This is a genomic window from Mesorhizobium sp. P171375, assembly GCF_057786075.1.
Window position 1 is genome coordinate 3,802,107 of record NZ_JBYNWF010000001.1, and the last position, 18,717, is coordinate 3,820,823.

The following is an 18,717-nucleotide window of genomic DNA, read 5'->3' on the forward strand; positions in this document are numbered from 1 at the left end:
TCGGCGCTAATCGTCCTACGGACGAAAAGCGCTGCAGTTTGTTGTCAGTGCGTGGCCGCGTAGGAGAGAGTTCATGGCGCCCAGGGCAAGTTGGAAAGGTTACCTCAAGCTCAGCCTCGTCAGCTGTCCGGTCCGGCTCTATCCGGCAACGACGACCAGCGAGCGCATCACGTTCAATCAGCTGCACAAGAAGACCCACAACCGTATCAACATGAAGCCGGTCGACCCTGAGCTGGGCTTGGTCGAGCGTTCGGATCTGGTCAAGGGCTACGAGTACGAGGACAAGCAGTACATCATCATCGATGATGCCGACCTCGAAGCGGTGCGCATAGAATCCAACCACACGATGAACATCGAGGCTTTCGTCGACGAAGACGAGGTCGACGTTATCTATCAGGACGCGCCCTATTACATGGCGCCGGACGGCGCCATGGCCGAGGAGACCTTCGCCGTGCTGCGCGAAGCCATGCGCAAGTCCGGCAAGCTCGCCATCGCCCGCCTGGTCCTGTCCAGCCGCGAGCGCGTGGTGACGATCGGCGCGCGCGAGAACGGCATGTTCGTCTGCACCTTGAGAAATCCGAACGAAGTGCGTGGTACGGCTGAATATTTCGGCAACATCCCGGCCGGCAAGCCCGACCCCGAAATGCTGCAATTGGCCGAAGCGCTGATCAAGCAGAAGGAAACCACCTTCGACCCGAAGAACTATGAGGACCGCTACGAGATCGCGCTGATGACGATGATCCGCGAGAAGCTCAAAGGCCACAAGCCGATCATTGCGGCTGCACCCGAGCGCGGCAATGTCATCAACCTGATGGATGCGCTGAAGGCGAGCCTGTCGCAGTCGGCCAAGCCGCCGGCCAAGTCGAAGAGCAAGGCCGACGAAGCTGAGAAGCCAGCCGCCAAGGCAAAGGCCGGTGCCAAGGAAAACCCGTTGAAGGCCAACCTGCTCAAGGCCGTCGGCAAGAGCAAAGGGTGACGGCGCCTACCGGCATAATCCCCGGCGCCGTTTTCGGCAGCATCGGCGCCTTGGCGGCGTTTCCGCTGCGGCTGGCCGCGCGCGAGGTCGAGCGCCGGCACGGCCAGTTGCGGCGCGGCGTCACCAGGCGCACCAGCCATATCGTGTTCGGGCGCACGCTGCTCGCCAAGGCGGGTATGGCAAAGGGTGGCGATACCGAAATCGAGCGCCGTGTCGCGGCCGAACGCGCCGCCGGCCGCACACTCCTCAGCGAGAACGGCTTCCTGCGCCTGCTCGGCCTGATGAAGGCGCCCGAGGCGTCGTCGCTGTCCAGGCAATCTCTCATCGACCAGTCGAAACTGTCGGGCGCCGATCTCGACCTGCTCAGCCTGTTCGACGCTTTCGAGCATGATGGCGAACCCTATTCCTTCCGCGACCTGATCCTCGCCCGCAAATATGCCGGGCTGGTCGCCGGCGGCGCGTCATGGGGCGCGATTGCGCGCTCTGTGCACCGCTCCGGCCCGGTCGCCTCGCTCACCGCCAAATCGCTCAATGTCGGCTCGCAACATGGCCGGCCCGATGCGATCTATCTCGAAGGCGGCCAAAGCGAACTCGACGGCCAGCTGCTGTTCGACCTCGGCAGCGCAGCCGGCGACGACACGTTGGAGGACTTGTTCGCCGAGGCTGAAAGCGCGGAAGAGGAGGGCCGGCACGACGCCGCCGCGACCCTTTACCAGCGCTGCCTCAGCATCGATCCGAGCGACGCCATCGCCGCTTTCAACCGCGCCAACTGCCTGCGCGGCGCCGGCCGTGTCAGCGAGGCCGCTCATGACTATGCCCGCGCCATCAAACTCGATCCTGCCTTCGTCGAGGCGTGGTTCAACCTCGCCGGGCTGATGAGCGATCAGGGCAAGGTAGCGTCGGCGCGCCGGCATTTGCAAAAGGCGATTACCCTCGACAAGGGCTATGCCGATCCGGTGTTCAACCTCGCAAGGCTCGAATTCGACGCCGGCAATCTGGCAGAGGCACGGCGGAACTGGGTGCGCTACCTCGAACTCGATGCGGAAAGCGAATGGTCCCGCACGGCGCAAAAGGGGATACAGTTCGTAGATCTGCAACTGGCGCGCACGGCGGGGTGAGATGTTAGCGCGTGAACACCCCCCTCTGTCCTGCCGGACATCTCCCCCGCAAGGGGGGAGATTAAGCGCTCACCCGCTTTCGCCAATCTTCAACGATGCAAGAAAAGGCTGGGCGCATGAGCTGCTGATCTCCCCCCTTGCGGGGGAGATGGCCGGCAGGCCAGAGGGGGGTGGGTGGGAACTCGACCTCTCCAACAAGGCCGCCCCATGACCACCTTCCTCTTCGACGGCTTCGACACCGCTCCCGTCACCATCTTGCTAGCCCATGGCGCCGGCGCGTCGATGGACTCGCCTTCGATGACCGCCACGGCCAAGGCACTGGCCACCGCCGGCTTCCAGGTCGCGCGCTTCGAATTCCACTATATGGCGGCGCGCCGCTACGGCCACCGTAAGCCGCCGCCGCGCGCCGAGACGGTGAACCCGGAATACATCAAGGCAATCGCCGATCTCAGGGCGCGGGGCGTGACCGGTCCGCTCATCATCGGCGGCAAGTCGATGGGTGGGCGCGTCGCCTCGATGGTCGCCGACGAGATGTTTGCCAAAGGCGAGATTTCAGGCCTCGTCTGCCTCGGCTATCCCTTCCATCCGCCGGCCAAGCCGGAGCAACTCAGGACCAAACATCTCGCCGCTCTCAAGACGCCGACGCTGATCTTCCAGGGCACGCGCGACGAGTTCGGCACGAAGGAAGAGGTCGCGACCTACGGCCTTTCCCACGCAATCGAGGTGATCTGGCTGGAGGACGGCGACCACGATCTGAAGCCGCGCAAGGCGATTTCCGGCTTCTCAACGGCGGATCATCTGAAGACGCTGGCCGAGACGGTGAAGGCGTGGGCGGGGCGGATCGTCTTCTGATCGCCAAATGAAACTGGCCTCCTTCAACGTCAACAACATCAACAGCCGGCTGCAAAACCTGCTGGCATGGCTGGCGTCAGCCAAACCCGATGTCGTCTGCCTGCAAGAGCTGAAGGCGCGCGACACGCAGTTTCCGCGCACGGCGCTGGCAGACGCCGGCTATGGCGCGGTGTGGAAGGGCGAGCCGACCTGGAACGGCGTTGCCATACTGGCGCGAGGATCCGAGCCGGTGCTGACCGCGGACGCGCTGCCCGGCGATGACTCCGACAGGCAGAGCCGCTACATCGAGGCGGCGGTGTCGGGTGTCGTCATCGCCTGCCTCTATGCGCCCAACGGCAACCCGCAGCCGGGGCCGAAATTCCAGTACAAGCTGGCCTGGCATGAAAGGCTGGAGGCGCATGCCGAACAGCTGTTCGATACCGGCCTGCCGGTGGCGCTGGTCGGCGACTACAACATCGTGCCCGAGCCGCGCGACATCTACGCCACCCGCTCCTATGACGACAACGCGCTGGTGCAGCCCGAAAGCCGCGCATCCTTCCAGCGCCTGCTCGACCAGGGCTGGACGGATGCGTTGCGCAAGAAACATCCGAACGAGACGCTCTACACATTCTGGGACTACCGCCGCAACCGCTGGCCGCGTGACGCCGGCTTGAGGCTCGACCACATTTTGCTATCGAAGAAACTGGCGCGCCGCCTCACTGCTGCCGGCATCGATCGCGATGTTCGCGGGCAGGACGGCGCCAGCGACCACGCGCCGGTATGGGTGGAATTGAAGTAGCAGCGTGATGTCAGCCACATTCATACTTGGCATTTTGCGTTACGCGTTTCGTTGCTAGTTTCGTGACAGGGCGGCCGCACAGCACGCGGCTTGGGGAAGAGAGCCAATGAACAGGGGTGCCGACAGGCTGCTCGCGCTGGTCTTGCTGGTTATCGGCGTCGGTTGCTTCGCCATGCTGCGCCTGGCGCAGGGCGACGCAAGCATCGCGACATCCCTCGCGTCCATGCGCTCCGTGGCCCTTTTCGTGGCAGGCGTGGCCTGCGTGATCGGGGCGCTGTTGTTCTTTGCCGGGCTGTTGCCGCGCGGTTCGGCCCACCTGTCCGGAGCACCGCTGTTCGGCCGGGCCGCTGAGGTACAAAATCCCGGCAGACCGAGGCTGCGGCAAGTTTTCCTGGTTCTGCCGGCGCTTGTCGTTCTGGCGTTGCTGGCCGATCGATTCGGCCCATGGTTGGTTCATCGCTCCGCTCCGGGCGGCGAGGTGGCCGCCCCGAAGGAACCCAAGGCCGAGCCGAAGGGTCAGGATATCGCCGGCGTTCCGCCGGACCTGGCGGCGCCGCCAACTCCGCCGAGTTCGCCGCCGATCGCTATCCCGCCTGAGCCAACTCCGCCCGTGCAGGCAGCCAAACCGCCGGAGCCGGCGCCGCCTGCGCCGCCACGGCCACCTGACGTCGCACTTGCTCCGGCAACCCCGCCACCGGAAGCGGCCCCGCCGCCGGCTCCAGCCACACCGCCACAAGCCGCACTTCCAACACCGCCGGAAACGGTCGCGCCCTTGCCGCCGGCCGAACCACCACTGCCGACCGAGCCCGACGGTCACCGCGACGCCGTCGTCTGGCTCGCCGTGTCAGCCGATGGCCGCGACATCATGAGCGCCAGCACCGATCGCATGATCAAGCTCTGGGACATCGCCGGCAAGCGGCTGATCCGCAATCTCGGCGAACACAAGGACATGGCGCGCACGGCGCTGTTCATGCCCGACGGCGCCACCGCGCTGACCGCCGGCGATGACGGCGAAGTCGTGCTGCGAAAGCTCGCCGACGGCACTGTGCTGCATGTGTTCTCGTCGGGGCAGAATGGCGGTGTGCGCAAGCTGGCGATCAGCCAGGACGGAAAGCGTGCCGTCAGCGGTCACGACACCGGCAACGTCATCGTCTGGGACCTCGTCAACAAATCCGCGCTGCATGTGATGACCGGGCACGACTGGCCGATCAGCACGGTCGCCATCTCGCCCGACGGCACGCGCGCGCTGAGCGGCTCCATCGACGGCACGCTGAAATTCTGGGACGTCGAAAGCGGCAAGCAATTGCGCAGCTGGCACGGCCACGAGCAGGGCACCTACGGCGCCGTCTTCACCGCCGACGGCCATCACGTCATCACCGGCAGCGGCGACTACACGATCAAGCTCTGGGACCTCGACACGTTTAGGGAACTGCGCCGCTTCGAAGGCCACGAAGGCACCGTCTACACGCTGACGCTATCGTACGACGGCAAGCGACTGGCCTCCGGCTCACTCGACGGCACGGCGCGGCTGTGGGACGTCGACACCGGCAACCAGATCGCCATGTTCGACAGCCGCACCGGCCCGATCTACGCCGTCGCCTTCGCGCCCGACGGAACGCTGCTGACCGGCGGCGACGACCGCACCATCAGGGACTGGCCGGCCACCGGCGACGGCGAAATCCTGTTCGCCGGCGCGCCGCAGTGAGGACGCTGATTGGGTCGCATATTCCCCGCACGGAAATATGGCCGGCAGGCCAGCGATGCGCCCATCGGAGCTTCGTTCAATCCCGATTCTCAACCGGCTTCGGATGACGCAGAAATGTGAGCGGCCCGGGAGAGGTTTTGTCATATAACGGACATCGGCAACGACTACCAAAAACTGCCTTTTATCAGTCAATTTTGGAGGTCACTTATGCTTCGCCCCCTCATCGCACTTGCCGTTACGACAAGTCTTGCCAGCGCTGCTGGTGCTGCCACGATCTATCCTCTCGACCGCGCCACGATCCTCGCCCAGTCTCCTTTCGACCTGAAGGTCGAATTCGACAAGGTCGTCAGCCCCGACCAGGTCACGGTGACGATCAACGGCAAGCCGGCCGACGAGGTCCTCGGCAAGAAGGTCGAGTTCGTTGAGAAGGAAGAGGGGGTCGATGCCTCCGCCATTTTGATCCGCGCTGCCAGCATCGCCCAGCCCGGCACCTATGAGATCGAAGCCAAGGCTGGCGACGAGACCAAGTCCGTCAATTGGGAGGTGTTCGGAACCTCGGCGACCCCGCGCGCCAAGAACGTCATCTTCCTGCTTGGCGACGGCCTCTCTGTTGCGCATCGGACCGGTGCGCGGATCATGTCCAAGGGCATGACCGAAGGCAAGGCGAACGGCCGGCTCAACATGGACGATCTCGACTATATGGCCTTTATCGGCACGTCGTCGACCAACGCGATCGCCACCGACAGCGCCAACACCATGTCGGCCTATATGACCGGCCACAAGACGGCGGTGAACGCGCTCGGCGTCTATGCCGACCGCACCAAGCCGAGCCAGGATGACCCGAAGGTCGAGACCATCGCCGAGGCTCTGCGGCGCACCGGCAAGAAGTCGATCGGCGTCGTCTCGACGGCCGAGATCGAGGACGCCACGCCGGCAGCCGTCGTCTCCCATACCCGCAGCCGCAGCGACAAGGCCGACATCGTCGGCATGTTCTACCAGACGCAGCCCGACGTCATCCTCGGCGGCGGCTCCGCCTATTTCCTGCCGCAGAGCACGGCCGGCTCCAAGCGCAAGGATGACACTGACTACATCGCGAAATTCCGCGATGCCGGATACGCCCTTGCCACCGACAAGACCGAACTCGAGGCTGCAGCCAAGACCAACACCGGCAAGTTCCTCGGCCTGTTCCATACCGGCAACATGGACGTCACGCTGGACCGCGACTTCCTCAAGAAGGGCACCGTGGAAACCTTCCCCAATCAGCCGGGTCTCGTCCAAATGACCAATGTTGCACTTGGTGAGCTGTCGAAGAACCCCGAAGGCTTCTTCCTGATGGTCGAAGGTGCCTCGGTCGACAAGATGTCGCATCCGATGGACTGGGAGCGCTCCATGATCGAGGTCATCGAATTCGACAAGGCGGTCGGCGTTGCGATGGAATTCGCCAAGACCCATCCCGACACGATGATCGTGATGACCGGCGACCACACCCACAGCGTTTCAATCATCGGCACCATCGACGACAGCAAGCCGGGCCCCGACATGCGCGACAAGGTCGGTGTCTATGCCGATGCCGGCTTCCCGAACTACGAGGACAAGAACAACGACGGTTATCCCGACAGCGTCGATGTCTCGCGCCGTCTGGCCATCTTCGGCGCCAACTTCCCCGACTATTACGAGACGTTCCGCCCGAAGCTCGACGGCCCGTTCGTGCCGGCGGTGCAGAACGAGAGCAAGCAGTATGTCGCCAACGAGAAGTACAAGGACGTGCCCGGCGCCGTGCTGCGCATCGGCAATCTGCCGAAGTCGGCCGATACAGCGGTCCATGCCGTCGATGACGTCGTGCTGCAGGCCAGCGGTCCGGGTGCGGAAGGCTTCAAGGGCTACATGGAGGAGAGCGACGTCTATAAAGTCCTCGCCGACGCGCTCGGACTGGCGCCGGCGACGAACTGAGCCGCACGGCCTATGATGATCCCGGCCGCTCCATCCGGCGCTTGCGGATGGAGCGGCCAGGGACGACGGTTCGGGCGCTGACGGCGCCCGCGCCAATCGACAAGGGAATAGCAATCATGGAGTGCAGACCGATCACCCGTCGCGACATGCTGCTCGGTTCGGCTACGGTCTGTCTTTCCCAGGCTTTGCGCCGCTTGGCGATGCGCTGGTCGGCGCCGTGCCCAAAAGCGTCGGTGCCTGCTTTCATCCCGCGCACGGCCAGCTGCATGCGGCGACTGAAATCCACAATGATTTCACCTATACGATTGTCGGGCGCCTCAGCCCTACTGGCACAGCCTGGAACCGGGCGATCATCGTGCCGATCGAGGCGGTCTGGCATGTTCATAAGCACGAGAATGGACGCGCCGGAATAGCAGCACTGGTCGAGCAGCTTGACGCAAAAGACGGTGCCGAACCGCACGGTTTCGAAGCGCCGATCAACCCCGATGCCGTTCTCGATCCCTCGGCGCCCGGCCTGCCCGCCGTCCTGGTAAAACCGCACACCATCGCCGACGCCTACAAGCTGCGCCAGCAATACCGCAGCGACCGCAAGCTGGCGGTCTTCCCCGGCGAAGTGCTGACCCGGCTTTACGGAACTCTTGGCGATGCAAGGCGCATCCTTTCCGTGGTGGCGGCCGGGGCGCAGTTGCTCGTCGCGGCGGCAATCCTTTTGGTCGTTATCGTCCATGTTCTCCAGCGAAGGCATCAGATCGGCGCCCTGCGCGCCTTCGGAGCGCCCCGCGCGGTGGTGTTCGGGATCGTCTGGGTGGAAACCTTTGTCATCGTCGGCGCCGGTGTCCTGCTCGGTTTCCTCTTCGGCTATCTCGCCGCCCGAACCATCGCGCATACGATGGGCGAGGCGAGCGGTTTTTCCATGCCTGTAACATTCCGCATCGAGGATATGCGCTCAGTGCTGATCCTGCTTGTCGTGGCGGGCCTTGCCGCGGTGGTGCCGTCGATCCTCGCCTATCGGCAATCGCCCGCGCAGGCGCTGAGGAACTGAAGCTGGGCGAAGGGACAGCGATCTCCCCCCCCTCGAGGGGGAGATGACCGGCAGGCCAGAGGGGGGCGCGAAGGATCGCGACCTCTGATTGGTTTCGCACTACCGACATCCAATATTCGATGGGACGTTATCCGGTTTCATCGAGAGGCTGGCGGGACAGCGCCCCCCTCTGGCCTGCCGGCCATCTCCCCCACGAGGGGGGAGATCAGCAGCGTCGCCGACCATGCCTATCCGTTTGAGGCGTGACACTTGCATCGCCCGATGCCAAGAGTCTTTGCCTGCTGCATCTTGAGAATCCCATGCCCGACCTCAACCTCGTCGAAGCCTCGATCGCCGACCTGCGCCATGCGCTGGAAGACGGCACCGTCACCAGCGTCGAACTGGTCGGCGCCTACCTCAGCCGCATCGCGCACTACGACCGCCATGGCATCGCGCTGAATGCGGTCCCGGTGCTCAACCCCGCAATGTTCGAGGAGGCAGCGGCCTCCGATCTGCGGCGCCGCAACGGCGCCACCCTTGGTCCGCTCGACGGCATCCCCTACACCGCCAAGGACAGCTACAAGGTGAAAGGCCTGACGGCGGCGGCCGGTTCGCCTGCTTTCGAGCATCTCGTCGCCAATGAGGACGCCTTCACCATTGCCAGGCTGCGAGCCGGCGGCGCGGTGCTGATCGGGCTGACCAACATGCCGCCAATGGCCAATGGCGGCATGCAGCGCGGCGTCTATGGCCGCGCCGAAAGCCCATACAATGTCGGCTACCTGACCGCCGCCTTCGCCTCCGGCTCGTCCAACGGTTCGGGCACGGCCACAGCCGCCAGCTTTGCCGCCTTCGGGCTCGGCGAGGAGACATGGTCGTCGGGCCGCGCGCCGGCTTCCAACAATGCGCTGGTCGCCTATACGCCGTCGCGCGGCATCATCTCGGTCCGGGGCAACTGGCCGCTGGTGCCGACCATGGATGTGGTGGTGCCGCATACGCGTGGCATGGCCGACATGCTGGAACTGCTCGACGTGATCGTCGCCGACGATCCGGAGACGCGCGGCGATTTCTGGCGCGCGCAGCCCTGGGTGACGATTCCGAAAAGTGCCGATCTCAGGCCACCAAGCTACACGGCGCTCAATCTGGAAGGCTCGCTGAAAGGCAAGCGCCTCGGGGTGCCGAAAATGTATATCGGCAAGGATGCCGATGCCACGCGGCCGATCGAGACCCGCGCTTCGGTGCTCGACCTCTGGCAGCAAGCGGCGCGCGATCTTGAACGGCTCGGCGCCGAAGTGGTCGAGGTCGATTTCCCCGTCGTCTCCAACTACGAGCGCGACCGTCCGGGCGCGCAAACCATGGTCGAGCGCGGACTGGTGCCGGAAGCCTTCGCCGAGCGCGAAATCTGGGATCTGTGCATCTGGGGCTGGGACGATTTTTTGCGCGCCAATGCCGATCCCGCCATCCCCGATCTGGCTTCGGTCGACGGCCCCAAAATCTTCCCGCAGCCGCCGGGCACGCTGCCGGATCGCTATGGCGACGACGGGTTCGATCTGGCCGACTATGTCACTCGCGCCAGGCAAGGTGTGACGCCGCTCCGGGACATCCCCACGCTGGCCGATGGGCTCAAGGGGCTGGAAGCGACGCGGCGCATCGATTTCGAGGACTGGCTCGATGAGCATAAGCTCGACGCGGTGGTGCTGCCGGCGGTCGCCGATGTCGGGCCGGCCGATGCCGACGTCAACGAAGCCTCGGCAGACCTTGCCTGGCGCAACGGCACCTGGGTCGCCAACGGCAATCTGGTCTGGCGCCATCTCGGCATCCCGACCGTCACCGTGCCGATGGGCACGATGACCGATATCGGCATGCCGGTCGGGCTGACTTTCGCGGGCAAGGCCTATGACGATGTCAGGCTGCTGCAATTCGCCGGCGATTTCGAACGCTCCACCAAACGCCGCACCGCCCCGCCGCGTACGCCGACGCTTACGGACGATGTGTTTGAGGGGCGCGGCGGTTTGCCGGTTAGCGATGCGCGGCCGACGTTCAGGCTAACCGCCGAGACGAGACAGCAGGGAGACCAGGCCGAGATCGCTGTAGCGGTCGAGCTCGATGCCAATGACGCGGAGACCGCAGGCGTCAAAGTCCACGTCAATGGCGAGCCCGTCGCCATGCAGCGAAGCGGCGCAAGTTTCCATGGTCGCATCGTGGTGCCAGCTGTTGAGCATGAGCGGACGCACAGTGTCTGGCGAGGCGCTTACGGTTCGATCGTCACAGCGATCGTGCGGCTGGAGGACGGACGCACCGCCGGCGCTTATACGGTCACGGGCGGGATCGGGTGAGGGTAGTTGATCTCCCCCCTCGTGGGGGAGATGCCCGGCAGGGCAGAGGGGGGCGCGAAGGATCGCGACATAGCGTATTTTCGTTCCGGAAACTGTCGGCGTAGCAGCTTTGGCTGACTGAGAAGCCGGCGGGACAGCGCCCCCCTCTGGCCTGCCGGCCATCTCCCCCACGAGGGGGGAGATTAGCAGCCTCTCCTTGACCCGCACACCTCCCGCGCTATCTTCGCGCCATGTCAAAACTCGCTCCCCTCATCGTCATCGATCTCCAGACCAACATGTTCGACGGGCGCGTCGAGCCGCCGATCCACGATGCGCCGGGCATTGCCCAGCGCACCCGCTCCCTGATCGACTGGGCGCGGCGCGAGGGCCGCAAGGTCGCTTTCATCAGGCATGACGGGCCGGCCGGCGATCCGCTGGCGCCGGGCGAGCCGGGCTGGCCGGTATGGCCGGAACTCGGCCAGGCCAAGGACGAGCCGACCTTCTCCAAGACCGTCCGCAACGCCTTTTCCAATCCCGAGCTTGGCGCATGGGTGGCCGGGCAGGGTGCTGATGAAGTCGTGCTCGCCGGCGCGCAGACCGATTTCTGCATCGCCGGCACCGTCAAGGGCGCTTTGGCCGAAGGCCTTGCCGTCACCGTCGTGTCCGATGCCCATTCCACTCTGGACACGCCCGACGCAACCGCTGCCGAGATTATCGCCCGGTACAATGCCGACTTCACCGATGCCGGCGCCACGCTGGTGACGACCAAGGCGCTGACCGGCAGCTGAAGCGCACGAATCTCGACGAAGACAGGAGGCTGCCTTGCCAACCCTGACCTTGCCGGCCGAAGGCGGCTGCCGCTGCGGACGTGTGCGGCTGAAAATTTCCGCAAAGCCGCTTTTGACGATGGCCTGCCATTGCCGCCATGGGCTATCAGCCCAACGAGCTGGCGCGGTCGCTGAAAGCCTCGACCACCAACAGCGTCGGCCTGGCGATCTCGGCGATTTCCAATCCCTATTTCACCGACATCATCTGCGCGGTCGAGGCCGAATGCGCGCGCCTCGGCTTGATGGTGTTTCTCTCCGACACGCAGGAAGACCCGGACCGCGAGCTGCAAGTGGTGCGCGCCTTCCACCAGCGCCGCGTCGACGGCGTCATCCTGGCGCCGTCGGGTTCGCCGCAGCGCGCCATCGACTATCTCGCCGACAAGAAAGTGCCGTGCGTGTTGATCGACCGCTTCGCCGACGACCGCTTCGATCAGATCGGCGTCGAGAACGACACGGCGATGCGCGCGCTGATCGACCATGTCGCCTCCTTCGGCCACAAGCGCATCGGCTACATCGCCGGCCAGCCCGGGCTGGCGACGACGCGCGAGCGCATCGAGGCATTCCAGGCTTCGCTCGCCGCCAATGGACTTGAAAGCGTGCCGCACTATGTCTCGCCGGAGAATGTCGACACGGCGGCGGCGACCGCATCGACGCATGCGATCCTGTCGCTGCCCACGCCGCCCACCGCATTGGTCACCGGCAACAACATGACGACGATCGGGGCAGTCCGCGCCATCCGCGAAAAGGGTCTTTCGATCCCGCGCGATCTGTCGCTGGTCGGCTTCGACGATTTCGAATGGGCCGACTGTTTCGAACCCAGGCTGACACTGATCGAGCAGCCCTGCACCGAGATTGGTCGGCAGGCGGCGGCGCTGCTCAGCGCCCGCATCGCGGCGACCGGCTCCGCGCCGCGCTCGGTGCGGCTGCAAGCGACGCTGCAGGCGCGCGAATCCTGCGGGAGGCCGAAATGACTGCGCCGCTTCTGGTGATGACCGGCGCCGTCAAACGCTTCGGCGGCGTGCAGGCGCTGCGCGGCGTCGACTTCGACCTCAAGGCGGGCGAGATCCATGCGCTGCTCGGCGAAAACGGCGCCGGCAAATCGACCCTGATGAACCTTCTCTCAGGCGTCTACACGCCGGACGAAGGCACCATCGAGATCGACGGCAAACCCGTGCGCTTCAACAATCCGCGCGAGGCGCAAGCGGCGGGCATCGCCACCATTTTTCAGGAGCTCGATCTGGTGCCGTCGCTCGATGTCGCGGCCAATCTGTTCCTCGGCCGCGAACTGATGCGCCCGGGCGGCTTCCTCGACGTGCCGGCGATGCGCCGCGAGGCGAAGAAGCGGCTGGAAGCGATCGAGATCGCCATCGATCCAGGGGCGATGGTCGCCGACCTCTCAATCGGCCAGCGCCAGGTGGTGGCGATCGTCAAGGCGCTGTCCTACGCCTCGCGCGTGTTGATCATGGACGAGCCGACGGCGGCCCTCACCGTAGGCGAGGTCGAGCGGCTATTCGGCATCATGCGCAAGCTCGCCGCCACCGGCGTCGGCATCGTCTACATCTCGCATCGTCTGGAGGAAGTGCCCGGCATTGCCGACCGGGTAACGGTGATGCGCGACGGCCGTGTCGCCGGCATCACCGAGCCGCACGCGCCGCAGGCCGAACTGGTGCGGCTGCTGGTCGGCCGTCCGCTCAACGAGCTCTATCCGCAGCGCGCCAAAGCGGCGGGCAAACCACTGCTCAGCCTGCGCGATGCAAGCTTCCGGCTCGCCCGCGACAGCGCCGGCTGGCAGGCGCCGCAAGGCGTGTCCCTCGATGTCCATGAAGGCGAGATCGTCGGCCTTGCCGGCATTATGGGGGCAGGGCGCACCGAACTCTTGTCCGCGCTCTATGGCGCCGGCCTGTCCGGCCGCTGGGAAGGCGAGGTCGCCATATCGGGCCGGCCGGTAAGACTGGATTCGATCAGCGCGGCCCGCGCTGCGGGCATCGCCTTCGTCACCGACGACCGCCGGGGCTCAGGCCTGATGCTGCGCATGGCGGTCGGCCTCAACCTCGTGATGTCGGTCATCCGTCGCATTTCGCCAGCCGGCCTGATGTCGCCAAGCCGTCAGGCGGAAGCGGTGAAACAATCCTTCGGCCAGTTCGACATCCGGCCGAAGAACCCGGACATCGCTGTCGGCGCGCTTTCCGGCGGCAACCAGCAGAAGGTGGTGCTGGCGAAGGAAATCCTCGGGAACCCCAGGCTCCTTCTGCTCGACGAGCCGACGCGCGGCGTCGATGTGGGCGCCAAGGGCGAGATCTACGCGCGGCTGCGGGCGCTTGCGGCGCAGGGGCTCGGCATTCTGGTCGCCTCCAGCGAAATGCCGGAGCTGATCGGTCTTTGCGACCGCATCGTGGTGCTGCGCCAGGGGCGCAATGTGGCGGAATTCATGGGCGGCGTCGACGAGCACACGGTGCTGGCCGCGGCAAGCGGCAGGGAGGCCTGATGTCTGACGAGAAGATTTCGGCGGCAGGCGCACCCGTGACGGCGGCGCCTCAAAAACATCGCGATCCGCTGGCGCTGATCGTGCGCTTCCAGAGCCTGATCGGCCTGGTGCTGGTGGCGATCGGCGGCATCATCTTCTCGCCGCGCCGCCACGGCGAAATCCTGTTCCTCAACCCCGACAACATCGCCAACATCGTGCGCGCCGTGTCGGAGACCGGCATCATCGCCATCGGCATGACCTTCGTCATCATCACCGCCGGCATCGACCTGTCGGTCGGCGCGGTGCTGGGCCTGTCCAGCGTCGTCACCGCATCCATGATGATCTCCGGCGGCTTCGGCCTGATCCCCACTATCCTTGCCGTGCTCATCATGGGCATCGTCTTCGGCGCCATCCAGGGCACCATCTCCACCCGCTTTAGGCTGGAACCCTTCATCGTCACGCTGGCCGGCCTGCAGGCCGCGCGCGGCCTCGCGCTCGTCGTGTCGGGCAACCAGTACATCAACATATCCTATGGCGACGGGCCGGGCCTGGCGCCGCCTGTGTTCGCCGTGCTTGGCGAGCGTCTGTTCAACAACACCGTGCCGGTGGCCACCCTGGTCTTCATCGTCTTTGCCGCCATCGCCACCATCGTGCTCAACACCACGCGCTTCGGCCGCTATGTCTTTGCCGTCGGCGGCAATGAGCGCGCCGCGCGCATTTCCGGCGTGCCGGTGTCGATGGTGAAAATCTCGGTCTATGCCATCACCGGTTTTGCCGCAGCCCTTGCCGGCATCGTCCATGCCGGCCAGTTCAATTTCGGCAGCGCCAATGACGGCATGGGCTATGAGCTGACGGCGATTGCCGCTGTGGTCATCGGCGGCACCAGCCTGTTCGGCGGTGCCGGCTCGATGGTCGGCACCGTCGCCGGCACCATCATGCTGGGCGCACTCGCCAACATTTTGCAGCTCAACAACATCACCCCCGCCATGCAGCTGCTCGCGACCGCCGCGATCATCGTTCTGGCGGCAGTGCTTCAATCCCTCGTTCGCCGCCGCGAGGGTTTGGGTCGTTAATGCATGTCGCGCAAAAGTGAAATCGGTTTTGCGACAACGACATGCATCAACAAACAAGGAGGAGACGGCGAAACGTCAAACCAAGGTCTGGCCCCCCGGCCCGACGAGGAGGAGAGTGAGTTATGAGAACCATTGCAAGAGCATCGACCCTCAAGGCCGTGCTTCTGGCCGGCGCCGGCCTGTGCATTGCCGGCACCGCCTATGCCGCCGAGCCGCTGGTGAAAGCCTGCGCCAAGGACGGCCAATTCATCATCGGTTTTTCGCAGGCCAACAATGCCGAGCCCTACCGCCAGCACGTCAATGACGAGCTGGAGGTGGCGGCCAAGGAAGTGCCTGGCTTCACGCTGCAGATCGCCGACGGCGCCGGCAACGTCAACACGCAGACCTCGCAGGTCGACAATTTCATCACCCAGAAGGTCGACATCCTGCTGATCTCGCCCTTCGAGGCGGCGCCGCTGACGCCGGCGGTGAAGCGCGCCATGGATGCCGGCATCCCGGTCATCGAGCTCGACCGCAAGACGGTCGGCGACCCCGGCAAGGACTACACCGCCTTCATCGGCGGCGACAATTACAAGATCGCGCTCGAGGCCGGCAAATACACCGCCAAGACGCTGCTGCCAGATGGCGGCGAGACGGCGGTGCTGGAAGGCCTGCCGAGCTCGACGCCGGCAGTGGAGCGCCTCAACGGCTTCAAGGACGGCGTGAAGGAAAACGCCAAGATCCAGGTGGTGGCCGAGCAGGCCGCCGACTGGGTACCGGACAAAGCGCAAGTCGCCTTCGCCGCCATGCTGCAGGCGCACCCCGACATCAAGGTGCTCTACGCCTCCAACGACATGATGGCCGCCGGCGCGCTGCTCGCCGCCAAGGGCGCGGGCAAGGACGTCAAGATCATCGGCACAGACGGCCTGCCGGGTCCAGCCGGCGGCATCGAGGCGGTCGCCAAGGGCGACTGGGCCGCGACCTTCACCTACCCGACGGGTGCCAAGGAAGCGATCGAGATGTCGAAGAAGATCCTGCTGGATTGCGCAACAGAGGTTGAGCCGACGGTGACGGTGGAGACCACTGCGATCACGGCCGAGAATGCCAAGCAGTTGATGGGGAAGTAGGGCTGGCGATCATCTTGCAGGAATCAGTGGCAAGGTCCCCTCGCGGGGCCCTTGCTGCGTTTGTTCCGCCGCTGCCGCTCACAAAGCCATCCTCAAGCTCAACTTGACCAATCGCAAGGCCGACGACATTGTGGACCGCGAGTTGCAATTCGTAGCCAAGTGGTCGTGTGGCAATGGATTTTCGCGACGCCATCGATAGAGCGCTGGCCTGGGCCGGCGGATGGTTCGACTATGCCGCCGCGCCCTGGTTCGTCTATCAGATCGGCATCATTGCCGCGCTCTTTGCGATGGCGAAGCTGGCGGCGCTGCGGGTCGAGCCTCTCATCGAGAACCAGGCACGCCAGATCAAGGGCCATCCCGGACTCTTAAGGGTCGTCATCGCGCTGTTGCGTCGCACCGACTGGATCCTGTTCAATATCTTCCTGTTTGCCGCGCTCAACCTGTTGCTCGCCATCACCTGGCCGAGCCGCACCCATCTCCTGCTCGTCGCGCTGTTGCTCTCGCTGGCGTGGCTGTTTGCGACCGTGCTGTCGCGCATCATCCGCAACCGCCTCGTCGCGCGCACGCTGGGTTGGCTGGCCTGGATCTACGCGGCCCTTGTCATACTGGGCGTCAGTAACGAGGCGGCCGCCTTCCTCGACAGCCTGGCAATCCCTCTGGGCGCGGTTCGCATTTCGGCCCTTATGGTGCTGAAGGCGGCGCTGCTCCTGATCGCCACGGTCTGGCTTGCGGTGGTCACTGGCAATTACATCGATGAGCGCGTCCGCCTCTCCGAGGAGCTGACACCGTCGATCCGCGTCCTCGTCGGCAAGGTCGCCAAGATCGGCCTCGTGCTGGTGGCCGGCGCCGTGGCACTTTCGGCCGTCGGCCTCGACCTGACGGCGCTGACGGTGTTTTCCGGCGCCGTTGGTGTCGGTCTCGCTTTCGGTCTGCAGAAGGTCGTCTCGAATTTCGTCTCCGGCGTGATCATCCTGCTCGACAAGTCGATCAAGCCGGGCCCACCATTTCGCTCGAAGGCACCTTCGGCTGGATCCGCGAATTGCGGGCGCGCTTCGTCTCGGTGGTGACGCGCGACGGCCGCGAATTCCTGATCCCCAACGAGGACTTCATCACCCAGAGGGTCATCAACTGGTCGTTCAGCGACAACCTCGTGCGCCTCGACGTGAACTTCGGCGTCTCCTACGACGCCGATCCGCATAAGGTCAGCGAACTGGCGATAGAGGCCGCAATCAGCGTCGGCCGGGTCGAGGCCGACCGGCGACCGGTCTGCTGGCTGACCGACTTCGGTGACTCCTCGCTGAACTTCGTCCTGCGCTTCTGGATCCGAGACCCGCAGCAAGGCCTGACCAACGTGCGCGGCAAAGTGCTGCTGGCGCTGTGGGACACGTTCAAGGCAAACGGCATAAGCATCCCTTATCCGCATCGCGAGATCATCATGAAACAGGCTGGGCCGGTCAGACCAGGGCACGACGACCAGTGATCTTCTCGATGTTGATGCGGAAGAAGAGGTGAGGCGGACTGGCCACCTTGTCCTCGGCGTAAGGTGTCTCGCTGCCAGGTTCCCACCAGTTGGGGCGCGCTTTCTGCAACAGCGACCAGGCATGGTCGCGCTCATTCTGCCGAGGGCCCGCTTCGGCCAGTTCTTCGTAGAGGCCGAAAGCAACGACACTCCACCAGCTGCGAGGGTTGGCAATCTCGTCGACTTCGAAGCAGACCTGAGGATGTTCGCGCATCGCCCGGACCTTCTGGCCGATCAGGGAGAAGCTGTAGATGTGGCCGTTCTCGTATACGAAGCTGATCGGTACGACGTACGGCATCCCGTCCCTTATGCACGCGAGGTGCCCGACCCTGCTGTCGGCCAGGTGCATCCTGCATTCTTGGGCGGTCATCTCAGTGACGGTCACGGGACTCCCCAGGTGAAAGGGCCAGCTTCACTTTGTGCATCTCGATGCAGGCTGCGCCGGACTCAGGCACCTCCTTGTTTGGCCGTCTCGAGAAATCGATCGGCGAAGTCGGCGAGTGCGTTCCAGTCAGTGAATTCGTGATCGCGCTCGGGGCTCGGGCCGACGCTCTTCATGACGACGAATTTGACGAACTGCTCCTGGAAGTAATCGTACTTGGTGAAGCGCAATGCGCCCCCGAGAAGAAGGGTCATGCGTGGTTGCCACCCTGTCACGGAGACGAAGCGATCCACATACTTTTGAGCCTCCGACTTTTGGTCTTCCAGCGCCGCCGACAGACTGACGGATATGAGGGCCGAGGGCCTGGTGCTCAGCGCCTCGTGATGCGCAAATACGAAGTTCGTGACGGTTTCCTGGTGGTGCTCCTGGTGGACCGACGCGGCAATGACGAACGCGTCGAAGTGTCCGAGCTTCAAATCGGATGCGAGCGCTGTGCTATCCAGCAGCTCGACCTGGTGCCCGCGCTCGCGAATACGCGTTGCCGCCCGTGCGGAAATCTTCTCCGTCTGCCCTTCGGTCGTTCCATAGACAATCAGGACGTTCACGATGTCCCTCCGACAGCAGAAGCGACATT

At 64.7% G+C, this 18,717-nt stretch carries 15 protein-coding genes and 2 pseudogenes; 15 read left to right on the plus strand and 2 right to left on the minus strand.

Going from position 1 to position 18,717, the window contains the following annotated elements:
* Positions 1 to 73 precede the first annotated feature (73 nt).
* From ku to ACYHH6_RS18365, 15 genes and pseudogenes are all read left to right on the plus strand, one after another.
* Entirely contained in the window at positions 74 to 976 is a 903-nt protein-coding gene (ku, locus tag ACYHH6_RS18295; protein WP_352587727.1) for a non-homologous end joining protein Ku, read from the plus strand.
* Positions 973 to 2,094 carry a tetratricopeptide repeat protein gene (locus ACYHH6_RS18300; RefSeq protein WP_352587730.1) on the plus strand — a complete coding sequence of 374 codons (1,122 nt, stop codon included), beginning with the start codon at positions 973 to 975 and terminating at the stop codon, positions 2,092 to 2,094. The genes ku and ACYHH6_RS18300 overlap by 4 nt, the downstream gene beginning before the upstream one ends.
* 207 nt (positions 2,095 to 2,301) lie before the next feature.
* Positions 2,302 to 2,946: an alpha/beta hydrolase family protein gene (locus ACYHH6_RS18305; RefSeq protein WP_352587733.1), complete on the plus strand. Its 645-nt coding sequence runs from the start codon at positions 2,302 to 2,304 to the stop codon at positions 2,944 to 2,946.
* Positions 2,947 to 2,953: 7 nt separating this feature from the next.
* Positions 2,954 to 3,724 (plus strand): exodeoxyribonuclease III, encoded by a 771-nt coding sequence (locus ACYHH6_RS18310; protein ID WP_352587736.1) that lies wholly within the window; start codon positions 2,954 to 2,956, stop codon positions 3,722 to 3,724.
* Positions 3,725 to 3,830: 106 nt separating this feature from the next.
* Positions 3,831 to 5,429 carry a WD40 repeat domain-containing protein gene (locus tag ACYHH6_RS18315; RefSeq protein ID WP_352587739.1) on the plus strand — a complete coding sequence of 533 codons (1,599 nt, stop codon included), beginning with the start codon at positions 3,831 to 3,833 and terminating at the stop codon, positions 5,427 to 5,429.
* Between the two features lie 207 nt (positions 5,430 to 5,636).
* The gene (locus ACYHH6_RS18320) at positions 5,637 to 7,379 is read left to right on the plus strand and encodes an alkaline phosphatase (protein ID WP_352587742.1); all 1,743 of its coding nucleotides are present in this window, start codon (positions 5,637 to 5,639) and stop codon (positions 7,377 to 7,379) included.
* Positions 7,380 to 7,500: 121 nt separating this feature from the next.
* Positions 7,501 to 8,421 (plus strand): ABC transporter permease, encoded by a 921-nt coding sequence (locus tag ACYHH6_RS18325; RefSeq protein ID WP_352587745.1) that lies wholly within the window; start codon positions 7,501 to 7,503, stop codon positions 8,419 to 8,421.
* A gap of 299 nt (positions 8,422 to 8,720) precedes the next feature.
* Positions 8,721 to 10,733 carry an amidase gene (locus ACYHH6_RS18330; RefSeq protein WP_352587747.1) on the plus strand — a complete coding sequence of 671 codons (2,013 nt, stop codon included), beginning with the start codon at positions 8,721 to 8,723 and terminating at the stop codon, positions 10,731 to 10,733.
* Positions 10,734 to 10,963: 230 nt separating this feature from the next.
* Positions 10,964 to 11,500 carry an isochorismatase family protein gene (locus tag ACYHH6_RS18335; RefSeq protein WP_192249043.1) on the plus strand — a complete coding sequence of 179 codons (537 nt, stop codon included), beginning with the start codon at positions 10,964 to 10,966 and terminating at the stop codon, positions 11,498 to 11,500.
* Between the two features lie 34 nt (positions 11,501 to 11,534).
* Positions 11,535 to 11,633: pseudogene (locus ACYHH6_RS18340) on the plus strand (GFA family protein); the annotation flags it as partial.
* A gap of 4 nt (positions 11,634 to 11,637) precedes the next feature.
* Positions 11,638 to 12,510, plus strand: coding sequence for a LacI family DNA-binding transcriptional regulator (locus tag ACYHH6_RS18345; protein WP_352587750.1), 873 nt, complete (start codon positions 11,638 to 11,640; stop codon positions 12,508 to 12,510).
* Positions 12,507 to 14,024, plus strand: coding sequence for a sugar ABC transporter ATP-binding protein (locus ACYHH6_RS18350; protein WP_352587753.1), 1,518 nt, complete (start codon positions 12,507 to 12,509; stop codon positions 14,022 to 14,024). Before ACYHH6_RS18345 ends, ACYHH6_RS18350 begins: the two co-directional genes overlap by 4 nt.
* Positions 14,024 to 15,076: an ABC transporter permease gene (locus tag ACYHH6_RS18355; RefSeq protein WP_352587756.1), complete on the plus strand. Its 1,053-nt coding sequence runs from the start codon at positions 14,024 to 14,026 to the stop codon at positions 15,074 to 15,076. The genes ACYHH6_RS18350 and ACYHH6_RS18355 overlap by 1 nt, the downstream gene beginning before the upstream one ends.
* Positions 15,077 to 15,198: 122 nt before the next feature.
* The gene (locus ACYHH6_RS18360; protein ID WP_352587759.1) at positions 15,199 to 16,182 is read left to right on the plus strand and encodes a substrate-binding domain-containing protein; all 984 of its coding nucleotides are present in this window, start codon (positions 15,199 to 15,201) and stop codon (positions 16,180 to 16,182) included.
* Positions 16,183 to 16,355: 173 nt separating this feature from the next.
* Positions 16,356 to 17,662: pseudogene (locus tag ACYHH6_RS18365) on the plus strand (mechanosensitive ion channel family protein).
* Here the strand turns inward: ACYHH6_RS18365 and ACYHH6_RS18370 are convergent.
* Both ACYHH6_RS18370 and ACYHH6_RS18375 read right to left on the minus strand, forming a co-directional pair.
* Positions 17,637 to 18,086, minus strand: a complete 450-nt coding sequence (locus ACYHH6_RS18370) for a pyridoxamine 5'-phosphate oxidase family protein (protein WP_352587762.1) — start codon at positions 18,084 to 18,086, stop codon at positions 17,637 to 17,639. The pseudogene ACYHH6_RS18365 and the gene ACYHH6_RS18370 overlap by 26 nt on opposite strands.
* Before the next feature lie 62 nt (positions 18,087 to 18,148).
* Positions 18,149 to 18,688 (minus strand): flavodoxin domain-containing protein, encoded by a 540-nt coding sequence (locus ACYHH6_RS18375; RefSeq protein ID WP_352587765.1) that lies wholly within the window; start codon positions 18,686 to 18,688, stop codon positions 18,149 to 18,151.
* Between the last annotated feature and the right edge of the window lie 29 nt (positions 18,689 to 18,717).

Excerpts from the sequence above, each read along its gene's own strand:
- ku (WP_352587727.1), top strand. The coding sequence starts at position 74 with ATGGCGCCCAGGGCAAGTTGGAAAGGTTACCTCAAGCTCAGCCTCGTC.
- ACYHH6_RS18315 (WP_352587739.1), top strand. The coding sequence starts at position 3,831 with ATGAACAGGGGTGCCGACAGGCTGCTCGCGCTGGTCTTGCTGGTTATC.
- ACYHH6_RS18310 (WP_352587736.1), top strand. The coding sequence starts at position 2,954 with ATGAAACTGGCCTCCTTCAACGTCAACAACATCAACAGCCGGCTGCAA.
- ACYHH6_RS18320 (WP_352587742.1), top strand. The coding sequence starts at position 5,637 with ATGCTTCGCCCCCTCATCGCACTTGCCGTTACGACAAGTCTTGCCAGC.
- ACYHH6_RS18335 (WP_192249043.1), top strand. The coding sequence starts at position 10,964 with ATGTCAAAACTCGCTCCCCTCATCGTCATCGATCTCCAGACCAACATG.
- ACYHH6_RS18355 (WP_352587756.1), top strand. The coding sequence starts at position 14,024 with ATGTCTGACGAGAAGATTTCGGCGGCAGGCGCACCCGTGACGGCGGCG.
- ACYHH6_RS18360 (WP_352587759.1), top strand. The coding sequence starts at position 15,199 with ATGAGAACCATTGCAAGAGCATCGACCCTCAAGGCCGTGCTTCTGGCC.
- ACYHH6_RS18345 (WP_352587750.1), top strand. The coding sequence starts at position 11,638 with ATGGGCTATCAGCCCAACGAGCTGGCGCGGTCGCTGAAAGCCTCGACC.
- ACYHH6_RS18350 (WP_352587753.1), top strand. The coding sequence starts at position 12,507 with ATGACTGCGCCGCTTCTGGTGATGACCGGCGCCGTCAAACGCTTCGGC.
- ACYHH6_RS18330 (WP_352587747.1), top strand. The coding sequence starts at position 8,721 with ATGCCCGACCTCAACCTCGTCGAAGCCTCGATCGCCGACCTGCGCCAT.
- ACYHH6_RS18305 (WP_352587733.1), top strand. The coding sequence starts at position 2,302 with ATGACCACCTTCCTCTTCGACGGCTTCGACACCGCTCCCGTCACCATC.